Raw genomic sequence first — 16,151 nt, forward strand, 5'->3', positions numbered from 1 at the left:
TGAAACACCCCTCACTTACCCAAGCAAAAACTGGCGAATATCTCATCTAGCAAGTTCTCTACGTCGATACGACCGACAAGAGATTCAAGAGCTCGAATCGCGGTTCGCATCTCTTCCGCTGCTATATCATAATGCGCCGAACCGCGGGACAGCGTCTCCTGCCCCGACCGCAACGCTTCGAGAGCCCTCTCCATCGCGGTTTTGTGGCGCATGCGTGTTGCCAGGCCAGCCGATTGCGACCGACTCTGCAAGAGTTGCGAAATCCGGGCCACCAACTCAGCGACCCCTTCCCCCGTCTTACCCGAAATTGACTCCCTCTTATCCCAGCGTCTGTCCGCCATCGGGTGCAGGATGATATCGCCAGATCGAGGCTCGAGAAGCAGTTCCCGACCATCAGACAGAAATACACGCAGATCTGCAATCTCTGCCCTCTGCACGGCACGATCAATCCCGATCCCTTCCACAAAATCGTCCGTTTCACGCAACCCGGCAGTATCCAAAAGTGTTACCGGCAGCCCACCAAGGTCCATGCGAACTTCGATAACATCCCGTGTTGTGCCCGCAAATTCCGAAGTGATGGCAGCATCGCGACCAGCAAGGTAATTCAACAGCGTTGATTTTCCGACATTTGGCGGGCCCACGATAGCCACCTCAAACCCGTTGCGAATCCTCTCCGCCATTGCCAGACCATCCGTCTGCGCACTCAGCTCTGCCATCACACCGGACAAAAGCGCGGAAACTTCGGGGGTGACGTCTGTCGGAACGTCCTCGTCCGCGAAATCAATTGTGGCTTCGATCAACGCGGCCGCCCGAATCAGATCCTTGCGCCAACGTTCCGCAAGATCGCCCAGCGCACCGGAAAACATCTTTTGTGCCTGGCGTCTTTGGGCCTCGGTCTCTGCATCAATCAGGTCGGCAAGCCCTTCGACTTGCGAAAGATCCAAACGCCCATTCTCCAACGCGCGCCGCGTGAACTCTCCGGGTTCAGCCAGCCGCAAGCCAGCCCGGTCCCCAAGTTCCGAAAGGACTGCCGCAACGATCGCGGTACTCCCGTGGCACTGTAACTCAACGACGTCCTCGCCTGTAAAACTGGCAGGTGCATCGAACCTCAGAACCAGCGCATGGTCCAGGATCTCCCCTTTTGCATCCCGCAGAATGCGCGTGCGTGACATACACCTATCGGGCAAAGACCCCGCCAGACCACAGCCTGCATCATGCGCCAAAGGGCCCGAGATGCGAATTACCGCAACCCCGGCTTTGCCTTGAGCGGTCGCCAGTGCAAAAATCGTATCCATCAAACACACGCCCGCGTCGGGGCGCCCTGGTCAGGTGTTCATCGAATCGAAGAATTCCGTGTTGGTTTTGGTCTGCTTGAGCTTGGACAGCAGGAACTCGATGGCATCTGTGGTTCCCATCGGGTTGAGGATCCGCCGCAGGACAAAGGTTTTCTGCAAATCGACCTTGTCGGTCAGCAGATCCTCTTTCCGGGTTCCGGATTTCAGGATGTCGATGGCGGGGAAGACACGCTTGTCCGCGATCTTGCGATCCAGAATCAGTTCCGAGTTGCCGGTGCCCTTGAACTCTTCAAAGATCACCTCGTCCATCCGGCTACCGGTATCGATCAGCGCCGTCGCCACAATGGTCAGCGACCCGCCCTCTTCGATGTTACGCGCAGCGCCGAAGAACCGTTTGGGCCGTTGCAACGCATTCGCATCCACGCCACCGGTCAGAACCTTACCCGACGATGGCACAACTGTGTTGAATGCTCTACCAAGTCTTGTGATCGAATCGAGCAAGATAACAACATCTCGCTTATGTTCGACCAATCGCTTGGCCTTTTCTATCACCATCTCCGACACAGCCACGTGACGTGTCGCCGGTTCATCGAAGGTCGAGGAAATCACCTCCCCCTTAACGGACCGTTGCATGTCGGTCACCTCTTCGGGGCGCTCGTCGATCAGCAGCACGATCAGATAGCATTCGGGATGGTTCACCTCGATGGACCGGGCAATGTTCTGCAAGATCACCGTCTTACCCGTCCGGGGCGGCGCCACGATCAGCGACCGCTGGCCTTTCCCGATAGGCGAGACAAGGTCGATCACCCGCGCGGACTTGTCCTTGATCGTCGGATCCTCAATCTCCATCTTCAGCCGTTCATCCGGGTAAAGCGGTGTAAGATTGTCAAAGGCAATCTTGTGCCGCGCCTTCTCAGGATCCTCGAAATTGATCCGCGTGACATTTGTCAGCGCAAAATACCGCTCGGTATCGTTGGGCGCTTTGATCACGCCTTCGATGGTGTCACCGGTACGCAAGGAATGCTGCCGAATCATATCGGGTGAAACATAGATATCGTCCGGGCCCGGGAGGTAGTTCGCCTCGGGTGAGCGCAGGAAGCCGAACCCGTCCTGGAGCACTTCGAGCACACCGTCGCCGGAGACCTCCCAGCCCTCGTCCGCGCGCTCGCGGAGGATCTGAAACATCATCTCCCCCTTGCGCATGGTCGAGGCGTTCTCGATCTCCAGCTCCTCGGCCATGGAGAGGAGATCCTTGGGGCTCTTGGCTTTGAGATCGGCCAAGTTCAGGCTTTCGGTGGTCATGGGGGAATATACCTGCAAGACGGCCCAGTACGCGACGTACCAGGCAGGATGTGTGACATGTGGAAAAACGCATAGCCCGGACGGGCCTGTTACACGCTAGATAGGCGCCATCGCCAGCGGAGTCAAATCCGTCAGAATTTCAGGATGACGGAAAACACGATAACGATCATCAGAACGGTCGGCACTTCGTTCATCATACGGTATTGTCGACCGGTGACTGAATTGTGCCCGGCGATGAAATCTTTTCGCCTCAGGCCCAGCCAGTGATGGAACCAGGTCATCCCCAGTACGGCTGCGCCTTTGGTCCAGGGCCAGATCATCCCCCAATCGACAACCCCCGGCGTGAACACCATCGCCAGACCGAAGATCCAGGTCGCGATCATTGCCGGGTTCATGATTGCCCGCAGCAATCGGCGTTCCATCACTTCGAAGAGGGGTGAGATCCCGTTGATCGTATCGCCCTGTTCGACATGATAGACAAACAGGCGCGGCAGGTAAAACAGCCCCGCCATCCATGCAATGACCGAGATGATGTGAAACGCTTTGGTCCAGGGATAGAGATCTGACAGCAGGTCGGTCATTCAACGTCTCGCCTTGGGTTTCTGGCCCCCTCTTAATAATAAATTAAGAAATAAGGAAAGATGATGATGATGTAGGGATCGTCGCATCCTGTGGATCATCGGGTTTTCCCGAGGTTGTCCTCGACGTGTATAAACCCAGGCGATGCGCGGAGTGCCTTCATGAAGAAGTAAAAATTTAATAATTTTCAATACTTTACACACTCCGATTCAAACATAGGACTGTGGATAAGTCGGGGATAGACCGGGACCTGTCTTGATATCCTGTGTCTTCCATTTATCCCGTCCCCAGTTGGATGAAGGTCGCGAATCGGCCCGGTTATCCGTCGCTTCACCACCGACTTGCATTCGTCTGGCGTTTTCCGGCAGATCATGCCCACTGTGTTCGCATCAAAACCCACGGGCTTATCCACATGACCATCCCTCTCGTTCTGGCCTCGGGGTCCAAGATACGGGCCACCCTTCTGCGCAATGCAGGGGTGGTCTTTGATACCCATATCGCGCGCGTTGACGAGGAGGCGATCAAAGCGTCCCTTCTGGCAGAGGACGCCTCGCCACGCGATATTGCCGATGCCCTGGCCGAGGCTAAGGCGCGCAAGATTGCCGACAAGACACCCGAAGCTCTGGTGATCGGCTGCGATCAGGTTCTGGATTTTCAGGGACGGCTGATGTCAAAACCTAAAAGCCCGGACGATGCTCTGGATCAGCTTCAACGCATGCGAAATGAACGCCACACACTGCTTTCCGCGGCCGTGATCTATGAGGATCGTCGGCCAGTCTGGCGCCATGTGGGACAGGCGCGGCTGCGGATGCGCGATGCGTCCGACGCCTATCTCGAAGGCTATGTTGCACGCAATTGGGAGAGCATTCGCCACGCGGTCGGCGGATACAAGCTGGAGGAAGAGGGCGTTCGCCTGTTCACTCGGATTGACGGCGATTACTTTAACGTCTTGGGTATGCCCATGCTGGAGATGCTGGCCTATCTGACGCTGCGAGGGGTTTTAGAGAGATGAGTGAAGACAGAATACCGCTGGCGGCGGTGCTTGGGTCGCCGGTCGCGCATTCCCGGTCGCCGAAATTGCACAGCTACTGGCTGAACTCCTATGGTATTCGCGGTCATTACATCCCTATCGATGTGACACCCGGTGATCTGGAGCGGGTGATCCGCATCATGCCAACGATGGGGTTCGTGGGCTGCAATGTCACGATTCCATACAAGGAAAAGGTCATGGCCCTGGCGGATCAGATCACTGATCGCGCGACTTTGATCGGCGCGGCGAATACGCTGATCTTTCGGCGCGACGGTTTGATCATGGCTGACAACACCGACGGGTACGGGTTTATCGAAAGCTTGCGTCAGGGTGCACCGGACTGGACACCTGGTGCCGGTATGGCGGTGGTTCTGGGCGCGGGAGGCGCGGCACGGGCCGTTGTGGCCGCCCTTGCAGATGCGGGTGTTCCACAAATCACCCTTACAAATCGCACACGGGTTCGCGCGGAAAAGCTGAAAGACGATTTTGGCCAGCGCATTCAGGTTGCCGACTGGGTTCAGGCGGGCAACATCCTGGAAGATGCGGCGCTGGTGGTGAATACGACGTCCCTGGGGATGACCGGCAAGGCCGAGATGCGTGTGCCGCTGGATGGGCTGCAAAAAGGAACGGTCGTGACCGATCTGGTGTATCAACCGTTGCAAACGCGCCTTCTGCGGGAAGCGGAGGAGGCCGGATGCACCACAATTGATGGGCTGGGCATGTTGCTTCATCAGGCGGTGCCGTGTTTTGAGCGGTGGTTTGGGACCCGGCCCGCGGTCGATGCCGCGACCCGTGCCGCGGCTTTGCAATGACAATCAAGCTGGGCCTCACAGGCTCTATCGGAATGGGCAAAAGCACAACGGCGGCAATGTTTGCCGAAGCCGGTTGCGATCTGTGGGATGCCGATGCGGCAGTGCATCGTCTTTATGCCGCGGGGGGCGCCGCCGTTTCACCGATGCAGGTGGCCTTTCCTGACGCGATCCGGGATGGCACGGTCTCTCGCGAGGCACTAAAGGCGATCATTACAGAGGATCCTGGCGCGCTGCCTCGTATCGAGGCGATTGTGCACCCGCTGGTCGCGCAGGATCGCGCGGCTTTCATCGCGCAAAGCACGGCTGATATCGTAGTTCTGGACATTCCCTTGCTGTTTGAGACTGGTGGCCAGGCTCGGGTGGATGCGACCGTCGTCGTTTCTGTGCCCGAGGATGTTCAGCGGGCCCGGGTCTTGGCGCGGGGTACGATGACTGAAGATCAGTTTGAACAGATCAAGGCCAAACAGATGCCGGATGCGGAAAAGCGTGCACGCGCGGATTACGTGATCATAACCGACACGGTTGAACACGCCCGCGCTCAGGTTCATTCTGTTATCGCAGATGTGACAGACAGGTTTGGCGATGCGTGAGATTGTCCTAGATACCGAGACGACAGGGTTCGATCCAGAAGCGGGGGACCGGATTGTCGAAATCGGTGCGGTCGAACTTTACAACCATGTGGCCACGGGCCGGACCTATCACCAGTATATCAATCCCGAACGCGCCATGCCGCAAGAGGCGTTCGAGATACACGGTCTGGGCGATGATTTCCTGCGCGACAAACCCAAATTCGCCGAGATCGGAGAGGCGTTCCTCAGCTTTGTCGGAGATGCGAAACTGGTGATCCACAATGCCGCGTTCGACATGAAGTTCCTGAATGCCGAGCTGGGTTGGATGGGACTGCGGCAACTGCCCTTCGATCAGGCGATCGACACGCTATTGATCGCGCGCAAACGGTTTCCCGGATCGCCTGCGTCTTTGGATGCGCTGTGTCGTCGGTTCGCCATTGATAACTCGGCCCGGACATTGCACGGGGCGCTCCTCGATTCCGAAATCTTGGCAGAGGTGTATCTGGAACTGATCGGCGGCAGACAACCCGATTTCGCTTTGGCGACCGATCACCACTCCTCGACCGGAGAAAGCCTTCAGGACTGGCGGCCTGCACCTCGGACGCCGCCCTTACCCTCCCGGATTACCCCGGAAGAAGAGGCCGCACATCAGGCATTCGTTGACAAGTTGGGAGATGCGGCCCTGTGGGCGCGCAGGTAAACCCGCGCGCCGTCACTGATCAGGCATCGCCGCCAGCATCCGCATCCGGTGCAGCATCGCCCTGGGCCGCTTGACGTCGGGCCAGTTCGGCGCGGTAAATCTGCATGAAATCAATGTTTTCCAGGTTCAGGGCCGGATAACCGCCATCGCGGGTCACATCGCTGACGATGCGGCGCAGAAACGGAAACAGCATGCGCGGGCATTCGATCAGCAGGAAGGGGTGCATCTGCTCATCCGGCACACCTTCGATATGGAAAATGCCGGTATAATCCAGCTCCAGCAGAAACAACTGCTCGCCGCCGGCTTTGGCCTTGGAACTGACATTGAGCTTGACTGACACTTCGTATTGATTGTCGGGCTGGCGCTTCTTGGCATCCAGGTTCACCTGCACATTCACATCCGGCTGGACCTCGCCCGAGATGCCCTTCTGTGCCATAATGTTTTCAAACGACAAATCACGGATGAACTGGCCCAGGACCTTCATCTGAACCGCTTGCTGTTGCTGCTGAGGTTGCGGGGCCGCGGCCCCCGCCGCGCCGTTATCGGTCTCGGCCATTGATAATCTCCTTGGATCTATGGTTGGCCGTTCTCTAGCAGCTTGCCGGGGGCGCCTCAATCCTTTGGAAGGTCGCCTTTTGTCCAGCCGGACGGGCCGTTTTGCGGGGTGCGATCGCGCACCTCCTCGAAATCTCCGTCAATGATGTCGTCCCGTGCGGGTGGCGGGCGGTGGCCCATTTCAAAATGGCGCACCGTGACCCGGGTCCGCACATACCGGTAAACGGCCAGCCGAACGGGCGGCATCAGCAACAGGAAACCGATGGCATCGGTGAAAAATCCAGGTGTCAGCAACAACGCGCCAGAGATCAGGATCATCGCGCCATGAGCCAGCGGTTCCGTTGGATCGCGCAGATCCGAAAACGAACTGCGCAATTGGCCAAGCGCCAAGAGCCCCTGGGCGCGCACCAACCAGGTGCCCAGAACGGCCGTCAGAACGACGATTGCCAAGGTCGGCCAAAGACCGATGGCGCCTCCGATTTGGATAAACAATCCGATCTCGATCAGAGGAACCAGCAGGAAGGCTAGAAAAAGATACATGAACCTGCGTACTCCATTCGGTGCGGGCAGTAGACTTATGCCTACCCGACCCCTACATAAGGCCCAACAACCGCCCTTACAAAGCCCCTTGCCTGAAAAGAGGTTCTTAATGAATTCCCCCCTGATCCAGCTTCTTGTGCTGGCCGGTATCGCCGTTTTTCTGATCTTGCGCCTGAAAAGTGTGCTTGGGACGCGGGAAGGTTTCGAAAAACCGCCCCTCCCACGCCCCTCATCCGCGCCGTCCCGTCCCGATTTCGAGGTGATCGAAGGGGGACCGGATCGCGATATCACGGACTATGTCGAGGAAGGCAGCGCCGCGGCCGAGGCCCTGGCCGAGATGAAGCGGGTCGAGCCTTCGTTTTCGGTCAGCGAATTTGTGCAAGGGTCACGCGGCGCCTATGAAATGATCGTGATGGGGTTCGAGCGTGGCGAACTGGATGACATTCAGCCCTTCATCGCCGAGGATGTGTTCGACACCTTTGTCGATGTCGTGGCCGCGCGTGAAGATCAGGGCCTGACCATCGAGGCCGAGTTTATCGGCGTGCGGGAAGTACGCGTCGAGAATGTGGAGTTTGACCCAGATACCGCCGAGGCACAGATAACCATGCGTTTCGTGGCCGAGCTGACTTCGGTCGTGCGTGATCGCGGGGGTGACATCGTTGAAGGCGATCCAAAGGCGGTCAAGCGCCAGAAGGATACCTGGGTCTTTGCCCGTCCCATGGGCACCGATGACCCCAATTGGCGCCTTGTTGCAACGGACGCATGATTGCGACGCTTCGGGCGGCGTTGATGGCAGTGGCGGTTATGGCCGCCGCTGACGCTGCCCGGGCGGAAACCACCTATCGGATCCTGTCCTTCGATCAGCTCGACGGTTGGGACAAAGATGATCACCGGTCCGCACTGTCCGTGTTCTTGAACACCTGCACCGACTTCAACGATCCAGATGAGCCTGATTGGTCCTCGCTCTGCGCGTTGGCCCATACCGAGCGGCCCGAGAATGCGCGCGCGTTCTTTGAGCTTTTCTTTCGTCCAGTCTTGGTCGAGGACGGTGCAGATCCGCTGTTCACCGGTTATTTTGAGCCCGAATTGACAGGATCCCGCTATCCGACCTCCCGCTATCGGTTTCCGATCTACAAAATGCCACCCGAAGCGCGCGATCAAAATCCGTGGCTGACCCGGCGCGAGATCCTGACCAGCGGGGTGATGGATAATCGCGGGCTTGAGATTGCCTGGGTCGACGACCCGGTCGAACTGTTTTTCCTGCAAATTCAGGGGTCTGGCCGTGTGCGGTTGCCGAACGGCGATTATTTGCGAGTGGGGTATGGCGGCGCGAACGGCCATCCCTACCGCTCAATCGGGGTCGAGCTGGTGCGCCGTGGCGTCTATGCGCCCCATCAGGTCAGCGCTCAGGTGATCCAGAACTGGGTTCGGCGTAATCCGGTCGAGGGGCAGGACCTCCTCTTTCATAACCCGTCTTATGTTTTTTTTCGTGAGGTGAGTGAGGTCCCTGCGGATCGCGGTCCGCTTGGCGCGATGAACCGGTCGGTTACGGCATTGCGGTCGATCGCCGTGGATCCTGCTTTTCATCCTCTTGGCGCTCCGGTCTGGATCGAAAAGGATGGCGAGGGTCCCATGCGGCGGCTCATGATCGCGCAGGACACAGGGTCGGCCATCAAAGGGGCGCAACGCGCGGATATCTTCTTTGGCACTGGAGATGTGGCTGGACAGGCAGCCGGGCGGCTGCGCGATCCGGGGCGTATGCTGACATTGCTGCCCATTCAACGCGCCTATGCCCTGTTGCCTGAGGGCGCCTCATGAGCAAACGCCGGTTGCGACCGGATGAACTCGCGCTGTGGCAACAGGTGGCCGACCGAACCGAGCGATTGCATCCCGAACGCAAGACGCGGTCATTGCCAAGCCCGCGGCCCGACGATCGCAAACACGATGCGCTGAGGGAAGATTTTTCGATAGATGCCCCGTTTACTGTCGGGGTTAAGGCAGGCAAGACAGCGACACGGCATGATTTGCGACCGGCGCGGGGCGATAGCCTGTCGACCGCACCAGTGCAGATGGACCGCAAATCGTTTGCCAAGATGAAGCGCGGTAAGCTTAAACCCGAGGCGCGGATCGACCTCCACGGGATGACACTGGACAGGGCACATCCCGCGCTGACACGGTTTATCCTGACTTCCCAGGCGGCGGGACGGCGGCTGGTTCTGGTGATTACGGGGAAAGGCAAGCAGTCTCAAGAGCCCGGACCCATCCCCCGCCCCCGCGGCGTGTTGCGCCACCAGGTACCGGGTTGGTTGTCGACCCCGCCGTTGAAGCAGGCGGTTTTGCAGATCACCCCCGCGCATGTCAGCCACGGTGGCGAGGGCGCATATTATGTCTATCTCCGACGGCAACGCTAGTCCGCTCCTGCCGTACGCGACCGCGATATGCCGAACCACGTCATCATGCAGGCAAAGAGAAAGTAGACCGAAACCGCGATAAACTGTGTCTCAAGCCCGACGCCGAGATCAATCAGTACGCCGGTCAGCCCCGGTCCGATGGCAGACCCCAGAACCATGACCGCTGCCGCCATCGCCTTGATCGAACCGATGTGGCGGGTGCCGTAGAACTCGGCCCAGAATGCGTTGGGTATGGTCGAATTCGCGCCCGTGCTCATCGCCAGAAACAGAAAACCGACCCAGGCCAGAGTCGCGTCCGTTACCCAGGAAAACGCCAGAAAGCTCAGGACCATGGGCAACTGATAGACTGGCATCAACCGGGCTGTGCCCCATCTATCCAGCGCCCAGCCCGAAGCCAGCATCGCCACCACCGACATGGCCGTATAAAGCGGGAAATAGGCGACCAGTTCGATATGGGCCCAGCCCTTGATCTGGGCAAAATGGACCTGATGAAAGAAGAACGCGGTGTTGAAGGCAGACGGTCCCAAAAGCGCTGGAATGATGAACCAAAAGAGCGGATGGCGCAGCGCCTGACCCCGGGTCCAATGCCGCCCATCCATGCCTGATGACGGGTTTTCGGCCGCAATATCGCGCGGTGTACGTTCCTGCCGCAACAGCAGTGACAAGAGCGGCAGGCCCAGCAAGGCAATCCCGGCCGCCAACATCCACAGGATCCGCCAGTCGACAAAGGCCAGAAGCAGGACGAACCCAATCGGTAGCAGCGCTTCGCCCAGCGAAAACCCCAGCAGAGCGACCGACAACGCCTTACCGCGCGTGGCGACGAACCAGCGCGCCATCGCAACGACTGCGATGTGGCTCACCATCCCCTGCCCGGTAAAGCGCAGCGCAAAGATCACCAGTGGCAAAAGCCAGACCGTGTTCACGAATGCCATCGACAGGCAAGCCAGCGCCAGCCCCACCAGAACTACCGGTCCAAGGAGCCGCACTCGAAAGAGGTCCGTCAGGCTGCCTGCCCAGATCATCGCAATGGCCGATGCGGTGGTGCCCAGGGAATAGAGGCTGCCCCAAGCCCCATGCGACAGCCCAAAGGTCGTGCGAATCTCTCCGGCGAAGATCGAGATGAAGAATGTCTGACCAAAGCTGGACAGGAACGTCAGAATGACACCGACCGAGAGCCATTTTGCATTTCGGACCAGAAAGCTTTGCCCTACCGGGACTGAGAGGCGCATATGGTCTGTCGGATTGGCATGGCTAGCGCGCGAATGGTCTCAGGACGATCTCGGTCGCGTTCTGAACGATCACCCGTTCGGCACCAAGAAAGGGGGCTGGCGTTCCGCTCTGACCGCGCAAGAATTCTCGATCCAGGTTTTCGGATCGCTGGAACATCGCGATCAGCGCTGGGGACGAGGCCGGCACGAAGTGGTTGAGCCCGGGTCCTTCGGAAAAGGCTGTAACGTCGACCACGGCGACCGGCAGATCGGCGACCAACGCGACATCCGTCAGATTGCCCAGCCGTGACGGCAATCCCGTCAGGCCAGCGGACAGGCGCAACGCCCGGTCCCTGCGTGACGCGAAAATCACGAACGGGTCCGGCACGTTCCGGATCTGAGACATCTGGGACCGAAACACATCAATGTCGATATCGGGAGAGATGAGCATCACCCCCGACAGGTTGCGCCCGGTCCAGCCCGGTTCCTGTTTTTCGATCTGGCGCAGCGTTTCCATCGCCAGTTCCGCCCCCATCGAATGGGCCACCAGCACAATCTGACCGCTGCGTGAGGAATGCACATTGCGCAGCAACTCTTCGAGCCCGTCGCGCGCAAATTGAACGCTGTCGCGGTCATACTCATATCCCAACGCATGCCCGCGGCTGGGCCAGGAATAGACGATCATCGCGCCGGGAACCTCAAGATCGTATTGGATCTGTGCGGCCCGAAAGAGCGAATCCGAGAACGAATTGTTAAAGCCATGCACAAAAACAGTCACCTCGCGCTCGGGCAGTATGCGTCGCCCTGGATTGGCCCGCAACGCGCGCTGAAACGCGGTGGTGGATGGGAAACCGACCTCTTCAGCAATGACAAAATCCACCAATGGATCAGGCGTGGCGCCACCATTGGATACCTGGCCAGGCATGCGATTGGGAGGCACCGAAATCTCAGTCACGCCAAGGCGCAAATCAGACGTGCGTCCAAATCCCAATGCGCCATCCGGATTCGGCGCGCGGGTGGTTCCGAAAAAGACGCGTTCGGTCGGGGCCACCTCGGCTGCCTGTGGCACGACCGGTGCGATCATACGATCGACCGTGGCACAGGCCGACACCGCAAAGACAAGCAGGAAAACGATAATCGGGCGCAAGAGGGACAGTCCTGATCGGAATGACTGCCCGCACCCTAGCTGTCATTCCCGGTTCGGGCTAGAGCACATAGCGGCTGATATCGGCCGATCTGGCGAGCGCACCCAGGTTGTCTTCGACAAAGGCGGCGTTAACCTCGATCGCGTCGCCCGCCCGGTCCGGTGCGGTAAAGGACAGCTCCTCAAACACCCGTTCCATCACCGTATAGAGTCTGCGCGCCCCGATGTTTTCCACGCTTTGGTTTACCTCTGCCGCGATATGGGCCAGCGCCTGAATGCCATCCTTGGTAAAGGTGACGGTGACCTCTTCGGTGCCCATCAGCGCCGAATACTGCAAGGTCAACGCGTTGTCGGTTTCGGTGAGGATGCGCACGAAATCCGCCTCGGTCAGGGCCCGCAGTTCGACCCGGATCGGCAACCGGCCCTGAAGCTCGGGCAAAAGATCGGAGGGTTTGGCGATGTGAAAGGCGCCCGACGCGATAAAAAGGATATGGTCGGTCTTGACCGGCCCGTGTTTGGTGCTGACGCTCGTGCCCTCGATCAGGGGCAGTAGATCGCGTTGCACCCCCTCGCGGCTGACATCGCCACCGCGCGCATCGGATCGCGCGCAAACCTTGTCGATCTCATCGAGAAAGACGATCCCGTTCTCCTCAACCGCGCTCAGCGCCGTTCGGGTCACAGCCTCGTCATCCAGGAGCTTGTCAGCCTCCTCCCCGATCAGGATGTCATAACTGTCGGCGACGCTCAGCCGCTTGCGTACTGTACGTTGCCCGAAGGCCTTGCCGAAAAGATCGCCGATATTCATCATGCCCATGTTTGCGCCGGGCTGTCCGGGGATATCCAGCATCGGCATCGGGTTAGAAGTGTCCGCCACATCCAGCTCGATCATGGTGTCGTCCAGCTCCCCCGCGCTCAGCTTCTTGCGGAACATTTCACGAGTGGCTTCGCGCGCATCCTCTCCGGCAATGGCGGCGATTACGCGCTCTTCGGCGGCATGATGAGCCTTGGCCTTGACCTCCTCGCGCATGTAATCCCGGGTCATCGCGATGGCCGCATCCACCAGATCCCGCACAATCTGTTCCACATCCCGCCCGACATAGCCCACTTCGGTGAATTTGGTGGCCTCCACCTTGATAAAGGGCGCGCGGGCCAGTTTCGCCAGACGGCGGCTGATCTCGGTCTTGCCGACACCTGTTGGGCCAATCATCAGGATGTTTTTGGGGTACACCTCATCCCGCAGATCGTCGGCCAGCTGTTTGCGACGCCACCGGTTGCGCAGCGCCACCGCGACGGCGCGTTTGGCATCCGATTGTCCGATGATGAACCGGTCCAACTCGGACACGATTTCGCGGGGGGTCAGGTCAGTCATGAGGGCTCCTCAGGCAGAGGGTGGAAGACGATGCAGAGGCAGGACGGGTGCAAACCCGCGCAGCAACACTGCGCGCAGCCGTTCCCAGGTGGCTCCTAAAAGAACAAGCGTGAGGCCAAGGATCAGGATGCCGTATCCCGCCCCGTCCCCGTCAAAAACGGTCGAGCTGAGCGCGACGCAATAGCCCACAGCCGCGATCAGGAAGGACCGGCGGTCGATGATCACGGCGACGATGGCAAAGAACAACAAGAACCCGGCCAACACGGCGTACCCGGTGTTGGTGTCCTGCTGGAACAGGGTCAGCGCGACGGTGTTGACCAACGCGGGCGCTGCGATCACATGCAGCCAAAAGCCGTTCGCCGCCCGGCGGGTCACACGGTGCGGGTCCGACATGTCAAAGATCATGGCGCCCGCAAACACGGCGATCCCGATGGCCAGCGTCACCCAAGCAAAGGGCCCATCCCCCGACAAAAGGAAGATATCCATCGGCGTTTCCGGTGTCCCGGCACCGGCCGCTGTCCAGATCAGCGCGACGGCAAATGCCCCCAGCGCGATCATCGCCATCGCAAACGGTACCCTAAAGCGCAGCCAATAGACGCATATCGCCAATGTCGCCAATGCGGTAGGCAAGGGCAGGCTTTGGTAATCCTCCTGCCCGATCATGAACGGCTCCGACAGGGCGGCGGCAAACCCGCCCAGCGCGTTCAACGCCCAGAGGACCGAGAGAGCGATAGCGGGCGCCACCATGCGGCGGCGGCGGATGAAATATTCCGACAACAGCCAGATCAGAACTGCACCGGCCAGCGCCAGCATTACGGCCTGACGGATCAACCCGCCCGTCTCGGGCCGGATCAGGATGCTGCCCACAGCAAACCAGCCCATGGCAAGGATCACCAGACCGACAACGATAAAGATCTCGTTGAACCCTTTGAACAGCTCGAACGGCTCATCGCCGGGGGCCAAGTTCTCTCGTGCGCCGCGCCGCACATCGGCAAGGCTTGCCAGCGATGCCGCCTGCGCCTCGCTCAGGATCCCGGCGGCCACGGCGGCGCGCAGGTCGTCGCGGGCGATCATTTGGTGATCGTCTCCACGGTCAGATTTCCGTTGGTATAGACACAGATATCGGCGGCAATCGCCATGGCATCACGGGCGATCTGCTCGGCGGTCTTTTCGCCCTCCATCATGCCCCGCGCGGCGGCCAGCGCGTAATTGCCGCCCGATCCGATGGCGGTCACGTCATGTTCGGGTTCCAGAACGTCACCCGCGCCGGTGATCACCAACAGCTCGGCCCCATCTGAGACGATCAGCATCGCTTCCAGCTTTTGCAGGTATTTGTCGGTACGCCAGTCCTTGGCCAGCTCGACACTGGCGCGGGCCAGCTGACCGGGGGTTGCCTCCAGCTTGACCTCCAGCCGTTCCAGCAGGGTAAAGGCATCCGCCGTGGATCCGGCAAAGCCAGCGACCACATCGAACCCGCCGGGTGACAGCCGCCGGACCTTGCGCGCGGTTCCCTTGATCACGGTCTGACCCAGCGACACCTGACCGTCGCCCGCGATCACCACCTGGCCGCCTTTCTTGACGCCAATGATCGTGGTGCCATGCCAACCGGGGAAATCGTGGTCTACCATCGGGGGCCTCCTTTGCATTGCCGCCTTATATGGACGTGGCACTGATCCGGCACAAGGGTTGCGGGCGCTGTGCTCCGGCCATAGCGTGTCGCCGATGTTTTATCCGCGTCGTGTTCGTATCTACCTGCATCGAAACCTGCTCAGCCGTGCCGAGGCAGGTCAGCATAATTTTATCGCCTTGATGCACCGTGTTTTGGAACGGGCCGGGTTTGATCTGGCGTTTCTGCCGGAAAAGACACGTCCGAGATTAGGCAACGGCCTGTCGCTGGTGCATATGAAGCCGCCGATTGGCAGCCATGGTCTGACCTTTCGCCGTGTCTATCACTACCCATTTTGGCAGATTGAGCGGACGGAAAAGCGCTGGGATTGGGAGGTCGCTCGAACTCCGTTTGATCCCGATAAAGTCGACATAGCCCGCGCCCAAAGGTTTCAGACAGCGTGGCGCAGGCGGCTCTATGGCGGGGATGAGGCGCCTGCGCCCTCGGATGGCTATGTTTACGTTCCGCTGCAAGGACGCTTGGTCGAACATCGTTCGTTTCAGAGCATGAGCCCGCTTCACATGCTGGAGACGACCCTGCGCAACGATACCGGACGGTGGATTGTTGCCACCCTGCATCCCCGAGAAACCTACCAGCAGACTGAAATTGACGCGTTCAAGCGCCTGGCGCGCGCGCATCCCCGGCTGCGTCTGGATACCACCGGGTCATCGGCCGATCACCTGAGACGCTGCGCCTATGTGGTCACCCAAAACTCAAGCGTGGCATTTGACGGGTTTCTCTTTGACCGTCCCGCGATCCTCTTTGCCCAAATCGACTTTCACCATATCGCGCAGAATGTGATCCAGATCGGCGCCGAAGAGGCGTTTTCGCGTGTCCTGATCGAGAGGCCCGATTTCGCCCGATATGTCCATTGGTTCTGGCAGGATCAGTCGATCAATGCGGGTCGCCCCGAAGCGGAGGAGAAGATCGCCGCCCGGTTTCGCTGCCTGGGCTGGCCTGTTTGAAGCGGA

At 59.5% G+C, this 16,151-nt stretch carries 18 protein-coding genes; 8 read left to right on the forward strand and 10 right to left on the reverse strand.

Going from position 1 to position 16,151, the window contains the following annotated elements; all coding sequences use genetic code 11:
• Positions 1 to 11: 11 nt before the first annotated feature.
• From mnmE to HEP69_RS00605, 3 genes are all read right to left on the reverse strand, one after another.
• Positions 12 to 1,295, reverse strand: coding sequence for a tRNA uridine-5-carboxymethylaminomethyl(34) synthesis GTPase MnmE (mnmE, locus tag HEP69_RS00595; RefSeq protein ID WP_290556568.1), 1,284 nt, complete (start codon positions 1,293 to 1,295; stop codon positions 12 to 14).
• 30 nt (positions 1,296 to 1,325) lie between these two features.
• Complete coding sequence (gene rho / locus HEP69_RS00600; protein ID WP_290556569.1) at positions 1,326 to 2,597, reverse strand: transcription termination factor Rho; 1,272 nt, start codon at positions 2,595 to 2,597, stop codon at positions 1,326 to 1,328.
• 131 nt (positions 2,598 to 2,728) lie between these two features.
• Positions 2,729 to 3,178, reverse strand: a complete 450-nt coding sequence (locus tag HEP69_RS00605) for a CopD family protein (RefSeq protein WP_290556570.1) — start codon at positions 3,176 to 3,178, stop codon at positions 2,729 to 2,731.
• 410 nt (positions 3,179 to 3,588) lie between these two features.
• Here HEP69_RS00605 and HEP69_RS00610 point away from each other — a divergent pair, with 410 nt between their 5' ends.
• From HEP69_RS00610 to dnaQ, 4 genes are read left to right on the forward strand one after another with little or no spacing between them, the layout of a single operon-like run.
• Positions 3,589 to 4,188 carry a Maf family nucleotide pyrophosphatase gene (locus tag HEP69_RS00610; protein WP_290556571.1) on the forward strand — a complete coding sequence of 200 codons (600 nt, stop codon included), beginning with the start codon at positions 3,589 to 3,591 and terminating at the stop codon, positions 4,186 to 4,188.
• The gene (locus HEP69_RS00615) at positions 4,185 to 5,018 is read left to right on the forward strand and encodes a shikimate dehydrogenase (RefSeq protein WP_290556572.1); all 834 of its coding nucleotides are present in this window, start codon (positions 4,185 to 4,187) and stop codon (positions 5,016 to 5,018) included. The genes HEP69_RS00610 and HEP69_RS00615 overlap by 4 nt, the downstream gene beginning before the upstream one ends.
• Positions 5,015 to 5,608, forward strand: a complete 594-nt coding sequence (gene coaE / locus HEP69_RS00620) for a dephospho-CoA kinase (protein WP_290556573.1) — start codon at positions 5,015 to 5,017, stop codon at positions 5,606 to 5,608. The genes HEP69_RS00615 and coaE overlap by 4 nt, the downstream gene beginning before the upstream one ends.
• The gene (gene dnaQ, locus HEP69_RS00625) at positions 5,601 to 6,287 is read left to right on the forward strand and encodes a DNA polymerase III subunit epsilon (RefSeq protein WP_290556574.1); all 687 of its coding nucleotides are present in this window, start codon (positions 5,601 to 5,603) and stop codon (positions 6,285 to 6,287) included. The genes coaE and dnaQ overlap by 8 nt, the downstream gene beginning before the upstream one ends.
• A 19-nt stretch (positions 6,288 to 6,306) precedes the next feature.
• On the opposite strand, the gene secB is transcribed toward dnaQ, so the two are convergent.
• The gene (gene secB / locus HEP69_RS00630) at positions 6,307 to 6,843 is read right to left on the reverse strand and encodes a protein-export chaperone SecB (protein ID WP_290556575.1); all 537 of its coding nucleotides are present in this window, start codon (positions 6,841 to 6,843) and stop codon (positions 6,307 to 6,309) included.
• Positions 6,844 to 6,899: 56 nt separating this feature from the next.
• Positions 6,900 to 7,382, reverse strand: coding sequence for an FxsA family protein (locus HEP69_RS00635; protein WP_290556576.1), 483 nt, complete (start codon positions 7,380 to 7,382; stop codon positions 6,900 to 6,902).
• Between the two features lie 109 nt (positions 7,383 to 7,491).
• Here HEP69_RS00635 and HEP69_RS00640 point away from each other — a divergent pair, with 109 nt between their 5' ends.
• From HEP69_RS00640 to HEP69_RS00650, 3 genes are read left to right on the forward strand one after another with little or no spacing between them, the layout of a single operon-like run.
• Complete coding sequence (locus tag HEP69_RS00640; RefSeq protein ID WP_290556577.1) at positions 7,492 to 8,148, forward strand: Tim44/TimA family putative adaptor protein; 657 nt, start codon at positions 7,492 to 7,494, stop codon at positions 8,146 to 8,148.
• Positions 8,145 to 9,200, forward strand: a complete 1,056-nt coding sequence (locus HEP69_RS00645; protein WP_290556578.1) for an MltA domain-containing protein — start codon at positions 8,145 to 8,147, stop codon at positions 9,198 to 9,200. Before HEP69_RS00640 ends, HEP69_RS00645 begins: the two co-directional genes overlap by 4 nt.
• Entirely contained in the window at positions 9,197 to 9,793 is a 597-nt protein-coding gene (locus HEP69_RS00650) for a Smr/MutS family protein (RefSeq protein WP_290556579.1), read from the forward strand. Before HEP69_RS00645 ends, HEP69_RS00650 begins: the two co-directional genes overlap by 4 nt.
• On the opposite strand, the gene HEP69_RS00655 is transcribed toward HEP69_RS00650, so the two are convergent.
• Genes HEP69_RS00655 through hslV form a run of 5 tightly spaced genes read right to left on the reverse strand, consistent with a single transcriptional unit; the run spans position 9,790 to position 15,142 of the window.
• Positions 9,790 to 11,022 (reverse strand): MFS transporter, encoded by a 1,233-nt coding sequence (locus HEP69_RS00655; RefSeq protein WP_290556580.1) that lies wholly within the window; start codon positions 11,020 to 11,022, stop codon positions 9,790 to 9,792. The two genes, HEP69_RS00650 and HEP69_RS00655, sit on opposite strands and share 4 nt — an antisense overlap.
• A 22-nt stretch (positions 11,023 to 11,044) precedes the next feature.
• Entirely contained in the window at positions 11,045 to 12,148 is a 1,104-nt protein-coding gene (locus HEP69_RS00660; protein ID WP_290556581.1) for an alpha/beta fold hydrolase, read from the reverse strand.
• Positions 12,149 to 12,206: 58 nt separating this feature from the next.
• Entirely contained in the window at positions 12,207 to 13,514 is a 1,308-nt protein-coding gene (gene hslU, locus HEP69_RS00665) for an ATP-dependent protease ATPase subunit HslU (RefSeq protein ID WP_290556582.1), read from the reverse strand.
• A 9-nt stretch (positions 13,515 to 13,523) separates the two neighbouring features.
• Positions 13,524 to 14,588, reverse strand: a complete 1,065-nt coding sequence (locus HEP69_RS00670) for a hypothetical protein (protein WP_290556583.1) — start codon at positions 14,586 to 14,588, stop codon at positions 13,524 to 13,526.
• The gene (gene hslV / locus HEP69_RS00675) at positions 14,585 to 15,142 is read right to left on the reverse strand and encodes an ATP-dependent protease subunit HslV (RefSeq protein WP_290556584.1); all 558 of its coding nucleotides are present in this window, start codon (positions 15,140 to 15,142) and stop codon (positions 14,585 to 14,587) included. The genes HEP69_RS00670 and hslV overlap by 4 nt, the downstream gene beginning before the upstream one ends.
• A gap of 94 nt (positions 15,143 to 15,236) precedes the next feature.
• On the opposite strand from hslV, the gene HEP69_RS00680 reads away from it, so the two are divergent.
• A complete protein-coding gene (locus tag HEP69_RS00680; protein WP_290556585.1) occupies positions 15,237 to 16,145 on the forward strand; it encodes a hypothetical protein in 909 nt (302 codons plus the stop codon).
• The last annotated feature ends 6 nt before the right edge of the window (positions 16,146 to 16,151 follow it).

Source organism: Aestuariivita sp. (assembly GCF_021404545.1).
In the GTDB taxonomy this organism is placed as follows: domain Bacteria; phylum Pseudomonadota; class Alphaproteobacteria; order Rhodobacterales; family Rhodobacteraceae; genus Aestuariivita.

Excerpts from the sequence above, each read along its gene's own strand:
- HEP69_RS00635 (WP_290556576.1), bottom strand. The coding sequence starts at position 7,382 with ATGTATCTTTTTCTAGCCTTCCTGCTGGTTCCTCTGATCGAGATCGGA.
- hslU (WP_290556582.1), bottom strand. The coding sequence starts at position 13,514 with ATGACTGACCTGACCCCCCGCGAAATCGTGTCCGAGTTGGACCGGTTC.
- mnmE (WP_290556568.1), bottom strand. The coding sequence starts at position 1,295 with ATGGATACGATTTTTGCACTGGCGACCGCTCAAGGCAAAGCCGGGGTT.
- coaE (WP_290556573.1), top strand. The coding sequence starts at position 5,015 with ATGACAATCAAGCTGGGCCTCACAGGCTCTATCGGAATGGGCAAAAGC.
- HEP69_RS00655 (WP_290556580.1), bottom strand. The coding sequence starts at position 11,022 with ATGCGCCTCTCAGTCCCGGTAGGGCAAAGCTTTCTGGTCCGAAATGCA.
- HEP69_RS00615 (WP_290556572.1), top strand. The coding sequence starts at position 4,185 with ATGAGTGAAGACAGAATACCGCTGGCGGCGGTGCTTGGGTCGCCGGTC.
- HEP69_RS00670 (WP_290556583.1), bottom strand. The coding sequence starts at position 14,588 with ATGATCGCCCGCGACGACCTGCGCGCCGCCGTGGCCGCCGGGATCCTG.
- HEP69_RS00680 (WP_290556585.1), top strand. The coding sequence starts at position 15,237 with ATGTTTTATCCGCGTCGTGTTCGTATCTACCTGCATCGAAACCTGCTC.
- hslV (WP_290556584.1), bottom strand. The coding sequence starts at position 15,142 with ATGGTAGACCACGATTTCCCCGGTTGGCATGGCACCACGATCATTGGC.
- HEP69_RS00650 (WP_290556579.1), top strand. The coding sequence starts at position 9,197 with ATGAGCAAACGCCGGTTGCGACCGGATGAACTCGCGCTGTGGCAACAG.
- HEP69_RS00605 (WP_290556570.1), bottom strand. The coding sequence starts at position 3,178 with ATGACCGACCTGCTGTCAGATCTCTATCCCTGGACCAAAGCGTTTCAC.
- HEP69_RS00645 (WP_290556578.1), top strand. The coding sequence starts at position 8,145 with ATGATTGCGACGCTTCGGGCGGCGTTGATGGCAGTGGCGGTTATGGCC.
- HEP69_RS00640 (WP_290556577.1), top strand. The coding sequence starts at position 7,492 with ATGAATTCCCCCCTGATCCAGCTTCTTGTGCTGGCCGGTATCGCCGTT.
- secB (WP_290556575.1), bottom strand. The coding sequence starts at position 6,843 with ATGGCCGAGACCGATAACGGCGCGGCGGGGGCCGCGGCCCCGCAACCT.
- rho (WP_290556569.1), bottom strand. The coding sequence starts at position 2,597 with ATGACCACCGAAAGCCTGAACTTGGCCGATCTCAAAGCCAAGAGCCCC.
- dnaQ (WP_290556574.1), top strand. The coding sequence starts at position 5,601 with ATGCGTGAGATTGTCCTAGATACCGAGACGACAGGGTTCGATCCAGAA.
- HEP69_RS00610 (WP_290556571.1), top strand. The coding sequence starts at position 3,589 with ATGACCATCCCTCTCGTTCTGGCCTCGGGGTCCAAGATACGGGCCACC.